The organism is Pseudomonas batumici, assembly GCF_036585405.1.
GTDB classification, from domain to species: Bacteria; Pseudomonadota; Gammaproteobacteria; order Pseudomonadales; family Pseudomonadaceae; genus Aquipseudomonas; species Aquipseudomonas batumici.
Map to the genome: position 1 here is coordinate 529,855 of NZ_CP144470.1, position 19,179 is coordinate 549,033.

General features: G+C 62.7%; 17 protein-coding genes. 12 read left to right on the forward strand and 5 right to left on the reverse strand.

From position 1 onward, the window contains the following. Positions 1 to 79: 79 nt before the first annotated feature. The 3 genes from NUH87_RS02035 to NUH87_RS02045 all read left to right on the forward strand — a co-directional run bounded on the left by NUH87_RS02035 (position 80) and on the right by NUH87_RS02045 (position 2,516). Complete coding sequence (locus tag NUH87_RS02035) at positions 80 to 868, forward strand: SH3 domain-containing protein (protein WP_338524484.1); 789 nt, start codon at positions 80 to 82, stop codon at positions 866 to 868. A gap of 250 nt (positions 869 to 1,118) precedes the next feature. Beyond that, positions 1,119 to 1,748 (forward strand): LysE family translocator, encoded by a 630-nt coding sequence (locus NUH87_RS02040; protein WP_338527052.1) that lies wholly within the window; start codon positions 1,119 to 1,121, stop codon positions 1,746 to 1,748. 78 nt (positions 1,749 to 1,826) lie between these two features. Further along, positions 1,827 to 2,516, forward strand: coding sequence for a GNAT family N-acetyltransferase (locus NUH87_RS02045; RefSeq protein WP_338524485.1), 690 nt, complete (start codon positions 1,827 to 1,829; stop codon positions 2,514 to 2,516). Between the two features lie 114 nt (positions 2,517 to 2,630). Here the strand turns inward: NUH87_RS02045 and NUH87_RS02050 are convergent, their stop codons facing one another. Further along, positions 2,631 to 3,482, reverse strand: coding sequence for a CAP domain-containing protein (locus NUH87_RS02050; RefSeq protein WP_338524486.1), 852 nt, complete (start codon positions 3,480 to 3,482; stop codon positions 2,631 to 2,633). A gap of 408 nt (positions 3,483 to 3,890) precedes the next feature. On the opposite strand from NUH87_RS02050, the gene mqo reads away from it, so the two are divergent. Continuing rightward, positions 3,891 to 5,537, forward strand: coding sequence for a malate dehydrogenase (quinone) (gene mqo / locus NUH87_RS02055; RefSeq protein WP_338524487.1), 1,647 nt, complete (start codon positions 3,891 to 3,893; stop codon positions 5,535 to 5,537). Positions 5,538 to 6,015: 478 nt separating this feature from the next. Continuing rightward, positions 6,016 to 6,441, forward strand: coding sequence for a DUF3592 domain-containing protein (locus NUH87_RS02060; protein WP_338524488.1), 426 nt, complete (start codon positions 6,016 to 6,018; stop codon positions 6,439 to 6,441). Positions 6,442 to 6,500: 59 nt separating this feature from the next. Here NUH87_RS02060 and NUH87_RS02065 read toward each other — a convergent pair whose 3' ends face one another. Then, a complete protein-coding gene (locus NUH87_RS02065) occupies positions 6,501 to 7,427 on the reverse strand; it encodes a LysR family transcriptional regulator (RefSeq protein ID WP_338524489.1) in 927 nt (308 codons plus the stop codon). A 205-nt stretch (positions 7,428 to 7,632) separates the two neighbouring features. Here NUH87_RS02065 and NUH87_RS02070 point away from each other — a divergent pair, with 205 nt between their 5' ends. Next, a complete protein-coding gene (locus NUH87_RS02070; protein ID WP_422393897.1) occupies positions 7,633 to 8,487 on the forward strand; it encodes a pirin family protein in 855 nt (284 codons plus the stop codon). 145 nt (positions 8,488 to 8,632) lie between these two features. Next, the gene (locus tag NUH87_RS02075) at positions 8,633 to 10,438 is read left to right on the forward strand and encodes a sensor domain-containing phosphodiesterase (RefSeq protein ID WP_338524490.1); all 1,806 of its coding nucleotides are present in this window, start codon (positions 8,633 to 8,635) and stop codon (positions 10,436 to 10,438) included. Between the two features lie 110 nt (positions 10,439 to 10,548). On the opposite strand, the gene NUH87_RS02080 is transcribed toward NUH87_RS02075, so the two are convergent. After that, positions 10,549 to 11,562 (reverse strand): aldo/keto reductase, encoded by a 1,014-nt coding sequence (locus NUH87_RS02080; RefSeq protein ID WP_338524491.1) that lies wholly within the window; start codon positions 11,560 to 11,562, stop codon positions 10,549 to 10,551. A 317-nt stretch (positions 11,563 to 11,879) separates the two neighbouring features. On the opposite strand from NUH87_RS02080, the gene NUH87_RS02085 reads away from it, so the two are divergent. Further along, positions 11,880 to 12,113 (forward strand): hypothetical protein, encoded by a 234-nt coding sequence (locus NUH87_RS02085; RefSeq protein ID WP_338524492.1) that lies wholly within the window; start codon positions 11,880 to 11,882, stop codon positions 12,111 to 12,113. A gap of 73 nt (positions 12,114 to 12,186) precedes the next feature. On the opposite strand, the gene NUH87_RS02090 is transcribed toward NUH87_RS02085, so the two are convergent. Then, positions 12,187 to 13,500: an MFS transporter gene (locus tag NUH87_RS02090; RefSeq protein WP_338524493.1), complete on the reverse strand. Its 1,314-nt coding sequence runs from the start codon at positions 13,498 to 13,500 to the stop codon at positions 12,187 to 12,189. Positions 13,501 to 13,672: 172 nt separating this feature from the next. Here NUH87_RS02090 and NUH87_RS02095 point away from each other — a divergent pair, with 172 nt between their 5' ends. The 4 genes from NUH87_RS02095 to NUH87_RS02110 all read left to right on the forward strand — a co-directional run bounded on the left by NUH87_RS02095 (position 13,673) and on the right by NUH87_RS02110 (position 18,401). Then, positions 13,673 to 14,782 (forward strand): sugar diacid recognition domain-containing protein, encoded by a 1,110-nt coding sequence (locus tag NUH87_RS02095; RefSeq protein ID WP_338524494.1) that lies wholly within the window; start codon positions 13,673 to 13,675, stop codon positions 14,780 to 14,782. 99 nt (positions 14,783 to 14,881) lie between these two features. After that, positions 14,882 to 16,033: a glycerate kinase gene (locus NUH87_RS02100; RefSeq protein ID WP_338524495.1), complete on the forward strand. Its 1,152-nt coding sequence runs from the start codon at positions 14,882 to 14,884 to the stop codon at positions 16,031 to 16,033. A gap of 84 nt (positions 16,034 to 16,117) precedes the next feature. Further along, positions 16,118 to 16,735, forward strand: coding sequence for a ParB-like protein (locus tag NUH87_RS02105; RefSeq protein ID WP_338524496.1), 618 nt, complete (start codon positions 16,118 to 16,120; stop codon positions 16,733 to 16,735). Beyond that, positions 16,728 to 18,401, forward strand: a complete 1,674-nt coding sequence (locus NUH87_RS02110; RefSeq protein WP_338524497.1) for a SulP family inorganic anion transporter — start codon at positions 16,728 to 16,730, stop codon at positions 18,399 to 18,401. The genes NUH87_RS02105 and NUH87_RS02110 overlap by 8 nt, the downstream gene beginning before the upstream one ends. Positions 18,402 to 18,455: 54 nt before the next feature. On the opposite strand, the gene pncA is transcribed toward NUH87_RS02110, so the two are convergent. Continuing rightward, complete coding sequence (gene pncA, locus NUH87_RS02115; RefSeq protein ID WP_338524498.1) at positions 18,456 to 19,109, reverse strand: bifunctional nicotinamidase/pyrazinamidase; 654 nt, start codon at positions 19,107 to 19,109, stop codon at positions 18,456 to 18,458. Positions 19,110 to 19,179 lie beyond the last annotated feature (70 nt).

Consider the following 19,179-nt stretch of genomic DNA (forward strand, 5'->3'; position numbering starts at 1 on the left):
CAAGAGCGAGCCCGCAGCCTTCGGTCAACGGGTTGAAAATCGGATGTAAAATGATTTCTTGGTACAGAGGGTCCGAGAAATGAAACCGATTATCTACTGGATCATTGGAGTGCTTGCGTGCCTGTCAACTCCCGTGACCTTTGCTCAGGACCAGTTTGCCTACACCGTTTCCAACAGCGTCCTCAGAACCGGCCCGGACCTCGCCTATCCGCCCATCATGACCGTACCTCGGGGCTCGATGCTGACGATCTATGGCTGCCTCAGTGACTGGCGGTGGTGCGATGTCAGCTGGCATGGCGAACGGGGTTGGATAGCGGGCAACTTACTTGAGTACGATTACTCCGGGCGGCGCGTGGAAATCCCCTACTATGGCGCCGAGATAGGTATGCCCATTCTGATCTTCGGCTTCGACAGCTACTGGAACCGCCACTACCGCGATCGGGACTGGTATCGCCATCGTGCTCACTGGCGTCATATACACATGCTTTCACGGCCACAGCAGCCACAACAGAGACCGCCCCAACAGCAGCACGAGGTGGGGCAGCTACCGCATCAGCCGCAGCAGCAACCGCAGCTGCTGCCGCAACAGAGACTGCTTCAACAGCAGCATGAGGCGGGACAGCTGCCGCATCGGCCGCAGCAGCAACCGCAACTGCTGCCGCAACAGAGAGTGCTTCAACAGCAGCACGAGACGGGACTGCTACCGCATCAGCCGCAGCAACAACCGCAGCTGCTGCCGCAACAGAGAGTGCTTCAACAGCAGCATGAGACGGGACAGCTGCCGCATCAGCCGCAGCAACAACCGCAGCCGCAACAGAAACCGCAACACCAGCAACATCCGTCTCAGCAGCAAGGGCCCCAGCAATGAAAACGGCGCGTCATCCATCACTCGAACAAAGAGGGTCCGGAATGTAATGGCGCCCGATCTGCTCATCGACATGTTGGAACGGGAGTAAGAAGATCAACAAGCCGCAGCAATTGGGTTTAGCGGTATCCATCCAGCCAACACACATTGGATGATACGCAGGACTGTTACGCCCGAATCGTTCCCGGCTGTTCCTGATGCCTGGTGCGCAACCACGCTAAGGTGGAGGCCTCCCATGCCGAGTGTGCTGACCATGATCGATCTCTCTTCCCTGGCGGTATTCGCTGCCGCTGTGATGATGTTGCTGGTGATACCCGGCCCCAACATGGCCTTTGTGACCACCCATGCCGTGGCCCATGGCTGGAAAGGTGGGGTGGCGGCGGCATTGGGGATCAGCTTGGCGGATCTGTTGATGACCGCGGCGGTCAGCGCCGGGATCGGCGGGTTGGTCATGAGCTGGGCGCCGGCGTTCGAGCTGATCCGCTGGGCCGGTGCAGCCTACCTGCTGTGGCTGGCCTGGATGGCGTTGCGGGTCACGGCAACGGCGGCGCAAGGCCAGGCCCCGCTGGCGTCGATGCGCTCGATCTTTGTCCGGGCCACGCTGAACAGCCTGCTCAATCCCAAGGCCTTGCTGTTTTTCATGGTCTTCCTGCCCCAGTTCGTCAGTCTCGAACGTGGCAGTATCACCCTGCAGTTGGTCGGGTTGGGGATTCTGCTTGCGTTGATCGCCCTGGTTTTTCATAGCTCGTTGGCAGTCTTTGCCAGCCTGGTTCGCGGCAGGCTGCCGGCCGGTGGCCTGTCCCGGCGCCTGGGCAGCTACGGTTTTGCCGCCGTGATGGCGGGGCTGGCGGCGCGCCTGGTGTTGCTCAACCGCCCGACCTGATCGGGACGGGTTATCATACCCGGGCCCTTTGCCGCTGACTGCCGAGGGTGCGCCTCAACCCTCGGAGCCCGATGTTCGATGTCCACGATCACCTTGTTTGAAACCCCACCCCCGGAGTCGATCCACAGCCAGATCCAGCAGATGGTCGTGGATTACGTCACCGACGTCAGTCAGGTGGCCATCGCGCCGAGCAATCCGCTCTACAACCTGTATCAATATGGCGTCGGCTATGAGGTTCACCTGTACCTGCAGGCGATGGATGGCTCCAGGGGCCTGGCGGTCGAGTTGATCGTGGCCACGGATGCGCAGGATCCCGAGAAGGTCGTGGGTTTCCTGCTGTATCTGCCGGTGAAGGACGATCCGCAGGCGTGCTCGGTGGCCTATATGGCGGTGCGCGAAGGTTATCGGCGCCAGGGTGTCGCGCGGGCGATGATGCAGCGGATGCTCGAACGCTATCCCCATGCGGAACTGGCCTGCGTCGTCGGCAAGGTGCCGGTGTTCGAGACCATGGGCTTCCAGGTACTGGCTGCGCGCGGGCCGCAGGTGTTGATGAATACCCGTGACCATGGCACCGATGGCCTGGTGGCGGTGCTGGATATCGCGCCCATCTATCGTTCGCTGGAAGTGCGACAGATTCATGCCTATCTGCTGCAGCAACACGGCAAGCGCGCGATGGTGGACGCCGAGAAGCAGCGTGATCGCCAGCTCGACCAGATGACCCGCCACGCCAGGGCTTTTGTCCTGGAGCGGCTGGGGGAGGCTGGGTGATGTAGGAACGAGCTCGCGATGGTAGTCCAGGCGCCGCAGGCTATCAGCCGCCCCGCGTTATCGTTAACGACCATCGCCAGCAATCGAGCGTCGACCGGCTGCTCCTACAAGTATTTACTGGCGACCGAACATCGCGGTCCAGTAGATCCCTGAATCGCTCTTCGGATCCACCGCATAGGCGGCGCCCAGCTCGCGGAATTGCGGATTCATCAGGTTCGCGCAGTGGCCGGGGCTGGACAGCCAGCCGTCGACCACCTTGCGCACGGTGTCTTGCCCGGCGGCAATGTTCTCGCCGATCAACTGGCCGTTGTAGCCGGCCAGTTCGGCCCGGTCACCGGGGGTGCGTCCGTCGCGGTCCTTGTGGTCGAAGAAGTTGTTGTTGGCCATGTTCCGCGTATGGCCTTCAGCGGCGCCCGCCAATACGGCGTTCCAGGCCAACGGCGTCGTCGCGGCAAAGGCCTGGCCACCACATTGGCGCGGTTGCCTGCGGGCGCTGTTGATCTGTTCCAACAGTTTCTGGCCTTCCGCCTGCCAGTCACCCAGGCGTCCGCTCAGCAGCGGCCGTGCCAGCACGATGCGCCACTCGCGTCCTTCACGGTTGACGCCGATATCGACGAACTGCGGGTTCAGCACCACCTGGCAGAAACTTTCCTGCAGCGCCTTCATGGCCGCCGCCGCATCCCGTGGCCCCGAGAGGCTGATCGCCTGCACGGTGACCATCGGATAGGCCTTCGCGGCCAGCGCCTGCTGCAAGTTGCCCGGATTGTCGATGGGCAGCACCAGGCGTGGATCGGCAACCAGCGGTGGCAACTCCTGCGACGCCTGGCTCGCGCAGCGCTGTGGCTGGCTGCGGTACTGGTTGATCGAGTCAACCAGTTGCGCCTGGTCGGGGGACGCGGCGCTTGCCGTGAACACCGGGCCCAGCGCCAGGGCGGCCAGACCGATAAGCGAGGGTATGAAACGCATGGGTATCTCCCTTGGACAGACGGCTCCCATGATGCCGGATTTCCCAGGGCAGGAGCACTTGAACCCCGATCGGCTTAACCTACAATTCTTGTAGTTCTTTTCTATGTAAAGGTGAGGCATTTTCATCAACTCGCGTAGCTGAGGTACTATGTCGCAGCATGGAAGTGTCTAGCGTGCCTATCCGAGGTGACCGGACGTCGAAGGAGTCGCGAAAAATGCCTGACGGGCTTCGTTGAATGAGCTGACTGACTCCGCTCATTGGCCAGGTCCGATCCAAGGCAAACAAAATGAGTGTCACCCAACGTAGCTGAAGCCAATGACTAACAAGAAGTCAGCGCAGGAGGGACATGAAACTGAGGCCGGTGATTTTCATGGGCCTTGTGTGTCTACCTATCCAGGTATTACTGAATGTTGAAGAAACTGAACACAGCGCTGCTGGGGCTGGCGGTGTCGATGGGCGCGATGTCCGTCCACGCGGCCGAGGCAAAGAAAGTCGATGTGCTGCTCATCGGCGGGGGCATCATGAGTTCGACCCTGGGGATCTGGCTCAATGAGCTGCAGCCGGACTGGTCGATGGAGATGGTCGAGCGTCTCGACGGCGTCGCCGAGGAAAGCTCCAACGGCTGGAACAACGCCGGTACCGGCCACTCCGCCCTGGCCGAGTCGAACTACACGCCTTACGGCAAAGACGGCAAGATCGATATCTCCAAGGCGATCGAGATCAACGAGTCGTTCCAGATCACCCGTCAGTTCCTGTCCTGGCAGGTCCGTCAGGGCGTGCTGAAGAACCCGCACTCGTTCATCAACTCGACACCGCACATGAGCTTCATGTGGGGTGATGACAACGTCAAGTTCCTCAGGGATCGCTACGCGGCGCTGCAGACCAGCCCGCTGTTCAGCGGCATGCAGTACACCGAAGATCAGGAGCAGATCAAGAAGTGGGTCCCGCTGATGATGGAAGGGCGTGATCCGAAGCAGAAGATCGCCGCCACCTGGACGCCCATCGGCACCGACGTGAACTTCGGCGAAATCACTCGCCAGTACGTCGCCCACCTGCAAGCCCAGCCGAACTTCAAGCTGCAGCTGTCGAGCGAAGTCGAGGACATCAAGCGTAACGAAGACGGCAGCTGGCGCGTCACCTACAAGAACCTGAAGGACGGCAGCGAAACCGCGGCCGACGCCAAGTTCGTGTTCATCGGTGCCGGTGGCGGTGCGCTGCACCTGTTGCAGAAGTCCGGTATCCCTGAAGCCAACGACTACGCGGCCTTCCCGGTAGGCGGTTCGTTCCTGGTCACCGATAACCAGGACATCGCCCTCAAGCATATGGCCAAGGCCTACGGTATCGCTTCGACCGGTGCACCGCCCATGTCGGTTCCGCACCTGGACACCCGCGTGCTGGACGGCAAGCGAGTGATCCTGTTCGGGCCATTCGCGACCTTCTCCACCAAGTTCCTGAAGAACGGTTCGTACTTCGACCTGCTGACCAGCACCACCACCCACAACGTCTGGCCGATGACCCGCGTGGGTATCGAGCAGTACCCGCTGGTGGAATACCTGGCCGGTCAGTTGATGATGTCGGATGACGATCGCTTCAACGCCCTGAAGGAATACTTCCCCGAGGCGAAGAAAGAAGACTGGCGCCTGTGGCAGGCCGGTCAGCGCGTACAGATCATCAAGCGTGACGAAGAGAAGGGCGGCGTCCTGAAACTCGGTACCGAAGTGGTCACCTCCAAGGACAACAGCATCGCCGGTCTGCTGGGGGCATCGCCAGGCGCTTCCACCGCCGCGCCGATCATGCTGGGCGTTCTGGAAAAGGTCTTCAAGGACCAGGTCGCGACGCCTGCCTGGCAGGAAAAGCTGCACCAGATCATTCCAAGCTACGGCACCAAGCTCAACAGCAGCCCCGAGGCCGTGCAGAAGGAATGGAACTACACCGCCGAGATCCTGCAACTGACCAAGCCTCCGGTGATCGGTCAGCCCGCAGCCGCTCCAGCGGCACCTGCGGGCGACAAGCCAAAGGCCGAGGGCACTCCGGCGGCTGACATGGCGCTGTAAGACCTCGCCCCGCCAAACAGGGTTCGGCGGGGCAGCGTGCTCCCAGAAACACCCACTGCCCGGTCTCGCGACCGGTCAGTGGGTGTTTTTTTATGTCCGGGTGAAGGCTTTCGCCGCTGGAACATGCCCCGTTTATTTTAAAACTCCAGCCGTCGGGGTCGAATCGTGTGGGGCACTTAAATAGGGGTAGGTAATTCTTTTCAATATTTTAGGATGTTTCTTACTTTGTATTGTTCTGGGTGGAGTTGATAGTTTATTACGGGGTTGAGTGGCTGTCGGGTGATAAATTAATAGGTGCGTAATAGATTGAATAGTTGTTAGTGTTTACGCCGTTGACTGTCCGGAGAGTGTCTTGAAGTATGTCGGTAATGATGGATTGCAGCAGCCGACTCCAAGGCGCGGCGCTGTTTATCAGTCCTGTCCAGTGCAGGGCTCGCGGCGCTCCGGGACAGCGGAATAACCGGGGAGGGAGCGATTGATGGGCAAAACAAAGGATTTGTGGATATTTGTCCCGGTCGGGGTATTGATGATGCTGGGGGCGGTATTGATACACATCGACCGTCTTGTGGAGCAGGAGAAGATGATCAAGACCGTCGGCGAGGTCGTGAATGTCACCCAGGACGGTTGTATCACGGTGCAGTTCTTGACGAGCCGACAACAGACCGTTCAATTCGACGGCAGCCTCTGCGAACAACCGCCAGGCTTCAAGATCGGGGAGTGGGTACCTGTGTTGTATGACCCGTCGCGGCCTGCTGCTGCCCGGATCAATAGCTTTTTGCACAACGGGTTGGCCACACTCTTGCTCGGGATCCTGGGCGCTGTCTTTACCTTGGTGGGCGGTATCGTCGCTTCGTTCATCACCCTGGGCGCGCATCGCGCCGCCAGGCGTTCCGAGCGCCGCTGATGGCCTGATCCCCGGCACAAGCTGCGTGGTCAACGGCCCGGATTGCTTGACGCTGAACGTCACTCAAGGGACAGGGGAGACTCCAGCAACGCATCCTGTCCATGGAGCTTTTCCATGAAGGTGTCGATAAACACCGACACCGCCAGCGGCAACTGGCGCCGACTCGGGTAGACCACGCTCATGCCCCGGCTCTTGCGCTGGTACTCGGGCAGCACTGGCACCAGTAACCCGGACTGCACATCGAGCCGGGCCATGGCCGGCGGTAACAGCACAATACCCAGGCCCGCCAGGGCGGCCTTGCGTAGCGACTGGGCAGTGTTGGCGCTGAAGCGGCCACTGACCTGCACCTCTTCCTCCACGCCGCTGGGGTTGCTCAGGCGCCAGGTGGTGTGGCCGCTGGGGTGCGGGGAACTGATGCAGTCGTGGTGAACCAGATCCTGCAAGGTCGTCGGGGCGCCACGGACAGCGAGATAGGCGGGGCTGGCCACCAGGCCGTCGCTACGCGGCCCCAGCAGTTGGCGCCCGACAAAGGCCGAATCCTGCAGGGGGCCGGCGCGGAAGGCGACGTCGATCTGTTCGGCGATCAGGTCGGCTTTTGCATCGCTGAGGACGAAGTCGAGACTGACCTGCGGGTAGCGGGCGAGGAATTCGGCGATCCAGTCCATCGGGAAAAACTCGAAGAAATCGGCGGTGGCCGCCACGCGCACCAGGCCGCTGGGGACCTGGTTGGCGCCTTGCAGTTCCAGGCTCGCGTCGAGCAAACCGTCGACGGCCCCGGCGCAACGAGCATGGAAGGCCTGACCGGCGCCGGTCAGCGTCAGCTTGCGGGTGGAGCGTTGCATCAGGCGTGTGCCGAGCCGGGCTTCAAGCTGCTGGATGCGCCGGCTCAGGGTATTGGCCGGTACCCCCAGGCGTCGAGCTGCCTCGGCAAAGCTGCCGTAGCGCACCACCTGGACGAACATGGCGATTTCATTCAGGTCGAGCATGGTTGAATTACTTCCATAAATGGAGAAGTGAAATCCAATTATGCCATCTAGTCCAGTAATGAGAGGCGATCCATACTGCGTCGCAATCGACCCCGGACCGCGCCCCTGTTCATGGGGCCCAGCGGTTTATCCGAACACTTTTCAGGAGTACTTCCATGACTGCACAACATCTGCTCATCGTCATCGACTCGACCCGGGAGGCCGCATGAGCATCGCCACTGTACGCGCCACGCAGCCGCGCGCCATTGTTTATCGTACCCACGGCAGCACGCACGGGGCGATCACCCGCCTGGTGAGTCCCGGTGACCTGGGCGGGTGGCTCAAGCCTTTCGTCTTCCTCGATCGATTCATCTTGCGGACCAGGGCCGGCCAGCCGGGGTTCGGCATGCACCCGCATTCCGGTATCGCCACGCTGAGCTATCTGAACGAAGGCGAGTTTTTCTATGAGGACAGCACTGGCGAGCAGGGCCGCTTGCTGGCCGGCGGCGTCGAATGGATGCAGGCGGGCAATGGTGTCTGGCACACCGGTTCGATCGTGCCCGAGGTCAGCCACGTGCGCGGATTCCAGCTCTGGGTGGCGTTACCGGCGGCGCAAGAGAATGCACCGGCCCGCAGTCAGTACCTGACGCCGTCCCAGGTGCCGCAGGAAGGGCCGGCGCGCGTGCTGCTGGGGCAGTATGGCGCGGCGCAGAGCCTGATCGAGGCGCCCGCGCCGATGAATTACCTGGCCGTTCACTTGAAAGACGGCGAACGTTGGACCTATGCGCCGCCGGTCGGGCACACCGTCGGCTGGGTTGCCGTTGATGTCGGCCGGCTTGACGCGGGTGACCGCAAGGGACTGCTCGGCGAGGGTGAACTGGCGATCTTCGAGGAGAGCGAGGAAGCCATTGAACTGATGGCCCGGGGCGACACAACCTTCGTGCTGGGGTCGGCGCGCAAGCATCCCCATGACCTGGTGCTGGGCAACTACTCGGTGCATACCAGCGCCGCGGCGCTGGTCCAGGGCGAGGCCGAGATCCAGCGGATTGGCCGGCGTCTGCGCGAAGAGGGTCGTCTGTAATTTTTTTCCTATAGGTTTTTTTGCGCCCGGTCAGACGTTGGTCGCATTTGTCTGGATATTATTCGGTGCCCGCGCAATGATTGAGGGCAAAAGGCCATCTTCGCGTGGCCGACTGAACAAGACAGATTGACGACAACGGGTGCTGATGAAAAAACTCACGACAGTCGAGCAGATGTTGTTGCGCGATCGCGAAGAAGAGGAGCGGCTGGCCGCGCTGCATGCCTCCGACCTGATGGACGTGGCCCGCGATGAGTGTTTCGAGCGGGTCTGTCGCTTGGTGGCGTCGCGATTTCAAGCGCCGGTGGCGATCGTCAGCCTGATTGACAAGGATCGGCAGTGGTTCCTTGCCACCACGGGTTTTGCCGCCGGGGAAGCGCTTGAGTTGGAATCGTCGTTCTGTGCCCACACGGTCCGGCAAAACGGCGTGTTCGTGGTCGACAATGCCCGCCTGGACCCGCGCTTTGCCGACTTTCCCGTGGTCAAGGGTGAGGGGGGCCTGACCTTTTATGCCGGTGCGCCACTGCGCACCGAGAGCGGCTACGCCATCGGCAGCGTCTGCATCCTGGATACGGTCCCGCACCGCCTGACGCCGGACGACCAGACGGCCCTGGAAGATTTCGCAGCGCTGATCATGCAACTGATCGGGCGCCAGCATTTGCTCAAGCGCGTGGATGCGGTCAGCGGCTTGCCCAACCGCACGCAATTTCTTTCCGACCTGCAGGGCTTGATCCAGGCTGACGATAGCCGCAAGCGAGTGCTGGTGACGGTCGATGCCCTGGACACGGATTGGGCGCATCGGTTGACGGTGGCGGAGGGCATGCTGCCCTTTGAAGTGGTGCTGCGGGATATGGCCTCGCGGATCCAGGCGTTCATCGGCACGGGAATCAAGCTCTATCACGTGGCGGTCAAGGGGTTTGCCTTCACGATGCAGATGGACGCCGATGAGGCGCGGGGTTTCCTGCCCCGCCTGGTGGATTGGTTGCGCCGGGCGCCCATCAGCGAGAACCTGCCCATGGTCCCCACAGTCTGCGCGGGGTTGCTGGAGTTCGAAAGTGGCTCGGAAACGGCCCGGGAATTACTGCGCAAGGGCCTGTTCGCCCTGGAGACTGCCCGGCAGAAAGGCCAACCCTGTGCCTATTACAACCACCAGGACGATGTTGTCTTTCGCCGCCTCTTCAGCCTGCTGCCGGACATCACCTCGGCCTTGAAGTGCGATGATGTGTTCCTGGTCTATCAACCCCGCTTCTCGTTGCGCGATGGCGCCCATGTCAGTGCCGAGGCGCTGATTCGCTGGAATCATCGGCAACATGGCTTCATCTCGCCCGCGGAGTTCATTCCGATTGTCGAGAAGAGCTCGCTGATCCATTCGGTGACGGATTGGGTAGTCGAGCGGGTCGTGACGTTGATTGCCAGCACGGGTTATGCCCGGGACAAGAAAATCTCGCTCAACTTTTCATCCCGGGATTTCTATGGGCGCAACGTGGCCGATGTCATTGCGCAACGCTGTGCGTTCCATGGGGTCGATCCCGCGATGCTCGAGGTTGAAATCACCGAAGGCGAGTGGCTTCGATCCAGTGCAGGGGTGATCGAGCAGCTTCAGCAACTGAGAAACATGGGCATCGATGTGGCCATCGACGATTTCGGCACGGGTTACAGCAACTTCGCTTACCTGCACAAGATCCCGGCCAATATCCTCAAGCTCGACCAGTCGATGATTTTCGATCTGGAGAACAGCGCCCAGCATCAGCGGGTGGCGAAGTCGATCCTCGGGGTGGCCCGGGACCTGGGCTATCGAACGGTGGCCGAGGGGGTGGAAAGTTTCGGCTGCCTGGAAATACTCAAGCATTTCGGCTGTGACGAAGCGCAAGGCTACTTTCTTTCCAGGCCGATCGAAGAGGCGCGCTATTTCCAGCAGGCGGCGCAGGATCGCTTCCCCCTGAAGACGGGCTGACACCCTCTGTAGGAGTCAGCTTGCTGGCGATAGGCGCGACGCGGTGTATCAGGTACACCGCGTTATCGTTCATCGTCAGCAAGCTGGACCGTGTTCGCCTTGAGACGGTGTTACAGGCCGCGCGGGACGCGTCCGGAGACAAAGTGACTGACGTCGTTGAAACCCGGTGTGGAGGCATGCCCCGGTGTCACCAGGGAATCGACAAAGGCTTCGTCCTCGGCGCTGATCTTCACCGTCAGCGCCTTGGTGTAGCTGTCCCATTGCTCCTCGGTACGCGGGCCGACAATGGCCGAACTGACCGCCGCATTGTTCAGCACCCAGGCAATGGCGAACTCCACCAGGCCCACGCCGCGTTGCCGGGTATACGCCTGCAACTGCTGGGCAATGTGCAATGACTCCACCCGCCATTCGGTCTCCAGGATGCGCTTGTCCTGGCGTCCGGCCCGGCTGTTGGCGTCCGGTGCGACATCCGGGGCGTATTTGCCGCTGAGCACGCCGCGCGCCAGCGGGCTGTAGGGCACCACGCCGAGGCCGTAGGCAGCGGCGGCGGTGATCTGCTCTGTCTCGGCCTGGCGGTTGACGATGTTGTACAGCGGCTGGCTGATCACCGGTTTGTCCACCCCGAGGCGCTCGGCCACGCGGATCACTTCGGCAATACGCCAGCCGCGATAGTTGGACAGGCCCCAATAACGGATCTTGCCCTGGCGCAGCAGGTCGCCGATGGCCGATACCGTGACCTCCAGCGGCGTGCCGTGATCTTCGCGGTGCAGGTAGTAGATGTCCAGGTAGTCGGTGCCCAGGCGGCCCAGGCTGGCCTCGATGGCATTGAACAGATGCTTGCGGCTCAGGCCGCTGCGGTTGGGCTTGCCGTCCACCGGGCCGAAACCGGCCTTGGTCGCGACGATCCACTCATGGCGATGACGGGCGATGGCTTCGCCGACGATTTCTTCGGAGCGCCCGGCGGTGTAGACGTCCGCGGTGTCGATGAAGTTGATGCCCTGGTCCCAGGCCTTGTCGATGATGCGCAGGGAGGTTTCGGTGTCGGTCTGCTCACCGAACATCATGCTGCCCAGTGTCAGCGCGCTGACTTGCAATCCGGAATGGCCGAGGGTGCGGTAGCTCATGAACGACATCCTTTTTCGTGACAGAGAAGGTGCTCATCAGATACCAGAACGCCTTGGTTGAGCAATCCCTCAATCAGTTCGGCGATATCCGACAGCCTTGTTATGCAAATCTCTGCAGAATTCTCACTCATTCAGGCACCTGCCGGCGGTGTCACACCGTGCTGGCGTTGGCTCGACCGTTCGTCGGAACTGTCAATTCTGACAGGTTGTTACGGAAGCTCGGGCTAGAGTCATATATAGCCGAGAGACCCGCTTGTCCGGTGGGTACGGTTGTAAAGGCCATCAGGACACAACCCCGTTCAATATGGAGAGACATGATGCTTAATTCGAAACGTCTGAAAGCCTTGGCCATGGCGATCGTTGTGGCTCAGGCGGGCGTGGTCCCGATGGTGATGGCGCAGGCGCAGGTGCCGCCGACGACCCAGACCCAGAAGGTCACTGCCGAAAAGGCCGACATGCAGCTTGCCATGAAGAAAAAGCACAAGAAGCACAAGCACCACAAGAAAGCCATGAGCTCGATTCAAAACGTGAGCGCGGCCGCCACCGCCTGATTTCATTCATTGGGGGATACGAGCCCGAGGGGCGACAGCGATGTCGAACCTCGGGTTTTTTGTTGCGCGGGTTTCACGCCGTCCGCAAGGTGCGGGTCATGCGCAGGGCCAGCAGGCTGCCGGCGACGATCACCGCGGCCAGTACGTATAGGGCAGCATCGGTGGAGCCGCTGGCATCCTTGATCCAGCCCACCAGATAGGGGCTGAGGAAACCGGCCATCTGGCCCATGGAGTTGATCAGCGCCAGGCCACCGGCAGCCGCGCCGGCGCTGAGCAGGGCGGTGGGCACCGGCCAGAACATCGGCAGGCCGGTGAGGGCGCCCATGGTCGCGATACTCAGGCCGAGAATCGCAATGGCCGGCGACGTGGCGAAGTTGACCGCGATCAACAGGCCGATGGCGCCCATCAGCATCGGTACCACCAGGTGCCAGCGCCGCTCCTTGCGCAGGTCGGCGGAGCACCCCACCAGCAACATGAACAGCGCCGCCAGCAGATAGGGAATCGCACTGAGCCAGCCGATCACCAGGTTGTCGGCAAAGCCCAGGTTCTTGATGATCGACGGCAACCAGAAGTTGATGGCGTAGACGCCGCTCTGGATGCAGAAGTAGATCAGGCCGAACGCCCAGATGGCCGGGTTCTTGAACACTTCCCCCAGCGAGTCGCTGACGGTTTTCGGCTTGTTGGCGGCATCGAAGGCCTGGTCGGCTTCCAGCACGTCGCGTTCCTCGGCGGTCAGCCACTTGGCATTGGCGAATTTGTCCGCCAGCAGGAAGAACGCCGCGATACCCAGGGCAATGGTCGGGATGCCCTGCAACAGGAACATCCACTGCCAACCGGCGAGGCCGCCCTGGCCCGCGGCAAAATGGGTGAGGATCCAGCCGGAGAAGGGGCTGCCCAGCAGGCCCGAGACCGGGATCGCCGACATGAACAGCGCCATGATCCGCCCGCGGCGAAAGCTCGGGAACCATTGCGAGAGGTACAGCACCACACCGGGGAAGAAGCCGGCTTCGGCGGCCCCGGTGAACAGGCGCAGGGTGTAGAACTGGGTCGGCGTGCTGACGAACAACAGGCAGGTGGAGAGCACTCCCCAGGTGACCATCATCAGGGCGATCCAGCGCCGCGGACCGAAGCGGTTCAACGCCAGGTTGCTCGGCACGCCGCACAGCACGTAGCCGATGAAGAAGATTCCGGCCCCGAGGCCGTAGACGGTTTCACTGAATTTCAACGCATCGAGCATCTGCAGCTTGGCGAATCCAACATTGACCCGGTCGAGGTAGTTGAACAGGTAACAGATGAAGATGAAGGGAATCAGGCGCAGGGTGATGCGCTTGTATACGGCGTCTTTCAAGTCAGCGGTGGCCTGGGATAACGCGGCGCTCTGTGACATGGCGGTCTCTCTTTATTATGATTTTTTGCGATGCAAGGGTAACGTTGATCGCCCTGTGAGTCTCGGTCACCCCAGGCCGGCTGTCTTTGTGCTGGTGCACAGGCTTTGCCGGTGTACCCTGTGCTGACGACCAAACCCTTGCCGACCCACCCGAACCAAGGACACCACCGCTATGTTCGAACTGGACCATGACCTGGCGCAGGATATCGTCGACCGGACGATGGCCATTCTGCCTTACAACGTCAATGTCATGGACAGCCAGGGCCTGATCCTGGGCAGTGGCGAGCCGGAGCGGATCAATACCCGCCATGAGGGCGCGCAACTGGTGCTGGCCAATGGCAGGGTGGTGGCGATCGATGAGCAGGCGGCCAGGTGCCTGAAGGGTGTGCAGCCGGGGATCAACCTGCCGCTGTTGCACGACGAGCGCCTGATCGGCGTACTGGGCATTACCGGTGAGCCGGAGCAATTGCGCACTTATGCCGAGCTGGTGCGCATGACCGCCGAAATGCTGGTGGGCCAGCGTCATCAGCAGGCCGAACAGCAATGGCGGCGCCAGCGTTGCGACGATCTGCTGGCGTTGTTGCTCAGTGACGAGGGCGATTCGCCACGGCTGATCGACGAGGCCCGGCAGATGGGGCTCAAGCCGCAATTGTCGCGGATTCCCTACCTGTTCGAGCTGGACCCGGGCCAGAGTGCCGAAGCCTTGATGACCTGGTTGCAGTCGCGTTATCCCGACAGCTGGTGCGTGAGCGCGTCCACCGCCTCGCTGCTGTGGTGCCGCCCGGCGACGCTGATCCTGGACGATCAACGCCTGCTGGAAAAGCTCGACAGCCTGGGCTGGAAGATCGCGCGGGTTGCAGTGGGCGGGCAGGCCGAGGGTCTGCAGGGGTTGCGCCGTTGCTATCGACGGGTCGGTGACTTGCTGGCCTATGGTCGCGAGGTCTTGCCCCACTGTCGCCTGCTGCTCCTCAATCGCTATCGCTTGCCGGTGATGCTCTGGCGGCATCGCAGCGATGACGCGTTGGAGGAGTTGCTCAAGCCGTTGCGCAAGGTGATCGCCAAGGACGCCAATGGCCAGTTGCTCGCCACGTTGCGCAGTTGGTGCGAGCATGACGGTCAGAGCCAGACGTGTGCCGAGGCGTTGGGGATTCACCGCAACAGCCTGCGTTACCGGATGGAGCGGATCGCCGAGATCAGCGGGGTCGACCCGTTGCGTCTCGATGGGATGCTGGCCTTGTACCTGGGGGTGCAATTGCTGCCGCACAGCGAATCGCCTTTGTAGGAATGAACAATAAAGCCCAGCCGGGCTTGTGCAGCAGACTGGCGTCATTCCCTGTTCCAACTGGCAGCATGGACGCCACAAGAACTGGAGATCGTCCCCATGAAAATCATCATCGCCCCCGATTCGTTCAAGGACAGCCTCAGCGCCGAAGGCGTGGCCCAGGCGATTGCCGAAGGCCTGGCGCGGGTCCTGCCCGAGGCGCGGTTGATCCAATGCCCGATGGCCGACGGCGGCGAGGGGACGGTGGCGGCGGTGCTGGCGGCGTGCAACGGCGAGCTGCGCAGTGAGCGCGTGCGCGGTCCCCTGGGCACCCCGGTGGACGCCCATTGGGGCTGGCTGCCCGCCACGGCCACGGCGATCATCGAGATGGCCGAGGCCAGTGGCTTGCAACTGGTCCCCACCGACCAGCGCGATGCCTGCATCACCAGCACCTTTGGCACCGGCGAGTTGATCCGCGCGGCCCTGGATGCCGGTGCGCGGCGCATCATCCTGGCCATTGGCGGCAGTGCCACCAACGATGCCGGTGCCGGTGCCTTGCAGGCCCTGGGCGTAGGGCTGTTCGATGCCCGGGGGCAGGTCGTGCAAGCCGGCGGACTGGCCCTGGCCGGGGTGGCACGGGTGACGCTCGACGGTGTCGACCCGCGTCTGGCCCAGGTGCGTTTCGAGATTGCCGCCGATGTGAACAACCCCTTGTGCGGCGAGCAGGGCGCCTCGGCGATCTTCGGCCCGCAGAAAGGCGCGACGCCGGCCCAGGTGCGTGAATTGGATGCGGCCCTTGGGCATTTTGCCGACCTCTGTGCCCAGGTGCTGGGCCAGGACGTGCGTGACGAACCGGGCAGCGGCGCGGCGGGAGGCCTGGGCTTCGCCGCCAAGGCCTTCCTCGGTGCACGCTTTCGCCCCGGCGTGGAGGTGGTGGCGGAACTGGTGGGCCTGGCCGATGCGGTGCGCGGTGCCGACCTGGTGATAACCGGCGAAGGCCGCTTCGATGCCCAGACCTTGCGCGGCAAGACCCCGTTCGGCGTGGCGCGGATCGCCCGGGAGCAGGGCGTGCCAGTGATCGTGCTGGCGGGGACCCTCGGCGAAGGCTATGAGCAGATGTATGAGCATGGGGTCGATGCGGCCTTTGCCCTGGTGTCCGGGCCCATGAGCCTGGAGCAGGCCTGTCGCGAGGCGCCACGCTTGCTGAGTGCGCGGGCCGGGGACATTGCCCGGGTCTGGAAGCTGGCGGCGGGGTCTGCCCGCGAAGAATGACACGGCGCAGTGTCTACTCGGGCCATTCAGGGCTAAGCTTGCGATCAGTCCAAGGTTCCGGACTTTTCTGCCAGGAGATGTTCAATGGCCCGTGCCCGCCCGCAAATGATCAGCGCAAAGCTTGCAAAACTGCACCCCACCCAAGTCACCGTCGGCCTGCAAGAGGTCGCCCTCAAGCAGGCCCAGTGGCAGAAACTCAAGCGCAAGGAGCGCGAAGCCGCCCTCGATAATCACTGGTTTCCCTGCGTCCTGGGGCCTGAAGGTCGTCACTACATCGTCGACCATCATCACTTCGGCCTGGCCCTGATGCACGAAGAGGTGAAGACCGTTTCGCTGGTGGTGCTCAAGGACCTCTCGTTCGTCGAGCCCGACAGCTTCTGGACCATCATGGATTTCCACCAGTGGGTCCACCCCTATGATGCCAAGGGTATTCGGCGTGGTTACGACAAGGTGCCCGAGCAGATCGGCGAACTGCAGGACGACCCCTACCGCAGTCTGGCGGGGGCCTTGCGCCGGGCCGGTGGCTTTGCCAAGGACGTCACGCCCTTCAGCGAGTTTCTCTGGGCCGACTTCTTCCGCACGCGCATTCCCAGCAGCGAACTCGGCGCGTCGTTCGAGCAGGTGCGCAAGACAGCTCTGAAACTGGCCCGCAGTCAGGCCGCGCGTTATCTGCCGGGTTGGAGTGGTCCGATCGATGCCTGAGCCGTCCGTAGTGCAAACCCCGGCACCCGCCGTGGAAACCAAGCGCGGCTGGGCGGACCTGGTCGCCGGGTTGTCGATCGCCGGCCTGCTGTTGCCCGAAGCCGTGGCCTATTCGAGTATCGCCAACGTACCGCCCCAGGCCGGGGTCATCGCGCTCTTCGCCGGGCTGCTGTGCTACGGCCTGTTCGGTACCAGCCGCTATGCCATCGTGTCCGCCACCTCATCGTCGGCCGCGGTGCTGGCGGCGGCCACGGCCTCGGTGGCCGGTCCCGACATGGCGTTGCGCCTGACCATGGCCATCGGGCTGGTGCTGATCACCGGCCTGATGTTCCTGCTCGCCGGGTTGTTCAAGCTGGGCAGCGTCACTTCCTTCATTGCCAAGCCGGTGTTGCGAGGCTTTGCCTTCGGCCTGGCGGTGACCATCATCCTCAAGCAGGTCGCGAGCATCGTCGATGTGCATCCCAGCCACAGCGACCTGATTCGCTTCGTCCCTGAACTGCTCGGCCAGTTGCCGAGCTGGAACTGGGCCGGTGCCGCGGTGGCGGCCGTGGCCCTGTTGCTGCTCTCGGTCATGGGGCGCTTCCGGCGCCTGCCGGGCGGGTTGCTGGTGGTGATGCTCGGCGTCGCCGCCGGCAAGTGGCTGGACCTGCCCGGCCACGGCGTCAGCCTGATCGGCGTGATCGACTTGCAACTGGCGGTGCCGTCGCTGCCGAACCTGATGTTCTCCGAATGGCTGAAGCTGGTGGAGCTGGGCTTTGCCATGGTGATGATTCTCTATGCGGAGTCCTATGGCTCCATCAGCGCCTTTGCCCTCAAGCACGGTGACCGGGTGAACTCCAACCGTGACCTGCTGGTGCTGGGCGGTGCCAACCTGTTGTCCGGCCTGTTCCACGGCATGCCCGCCGGTGCAGGCTACTCCGCGACCTCGGCGAACGAGGCGGCCGGCGCCACCTCACGTCTGGCCGGCGTGGTGGCGGCGTTGGTGGTGCTGGTGATCGTGCTGACCCTGTTGCCGCTGATCGCCCTGACGCCGGAGCCGGTGCTGGCGGCCATCGTGATTCACGCCTTGACCCGGGCCCTGAGCCTGGAGCCCCTGCATCGCTACTTCGTCTGGCGACGGGACCGTTTCCTGGCGATCTGCGCGGTGGCCGCGGTGCTGCTGCTCGGGGTGCTGGACGGTTTGCTGGCGGCGGTGGCGATCAGCCTGATGCTGATGTTGCGGCAAATGTCCTCGGCGTCCATCCAGGTGCTGGGGCATATCGCCGACGGCCATGATTTCGTCGATTGCCAGCTGCATCCCCAGGCACGGGAGGTGCCCGGGATGCTGATCGTGCGTCCGGGCGAGCCGCTGTTTTTCGCCAATGTCGAACGTATCCTCGGCAGCGTCTCGCGGCAGGTTCGCCAGCAAGGCTCGGCGGTGCATTCGGTGATCCTCAGCCTGGAAGAGTCGCCGGACCTCGACGGCACCAGCCTGGAAGCCTTGCAGGACTTTTTCGTGCGCTTCCAGGCCGAGGGCAAGCGCCTGTTGCTCGCCCGTTTGAAGCAGGGGGCGTACCAGGCCTTGCAGACGCTGCGGGCCGAGACACTGGCGCAGGTGACACTCAGTGACTTGAGTGTGTATGCGGTGGTGCAGCAGGTCAATCAACCCCAGGACACTACGGGCTGATTGGGGGAGGGTGGGTGTTCCCCGCGCGAAAGCGCGGGGGGACTGCCAAGCTGTTCAGTTCGCCAGGGCCTGCGAATTCATGAGTTTCACCCCTGCGGCTTCCATCTCGTCCAGCGCGCGTTGCAGTGAGCCGTCCAGGTCGATGGCCCGGCAGGCGTCGACGATCAGGGCGGTGCTGAAACCCGCTGCCCGGGCATCCAGCGCGGACCAGGCGACGCAGTAGTCCAGCGCCAGGCCGACCAGGTAGACAGTATCGATGCCGCGCTCCTTCAGGTAGCCGGTAAGTCCGGTGGGTGTGCGCCGATCGGCTTCGACGAAGGCCGAATAGCTGTCGATGTCGCGGTTGCAGCCCTTGCGCACGATCAGTTGCGCATGGGGCAGGTCCAGGTCCGCATGCAGCTGCGCCCCGTGGCTGCCTTGTATGCAGTGGTCCGGCCAGAGGGTTTGCGCGCCATAGGGCAGTTGCACGCTGTCGAAGGGCGCATGGCCCGGATGACTGCTGGCGAACGAGGCGTGGCCGGTGGGATGCCAGTCCTGGGCGATGACCACGTTGCGAAAGTGGGTCGCCAGGCGGTTGATCAGCGGCACGATCTCGTCACCGCCCCGGACCGCCAGTTGGCCGCCGGGGATGAAGTCATTCTGCATATCGATCACGATCAGCGCGCAACGCGGATCGTTCAGGGGCGGCAGGTTGAGAGACGGGGACATGGGACCTCCTTGGAAATTGAACTCGACATCGCAGAGTCTAGTCGTTCCGCCCGCAGCGGGCAGCGTCCCC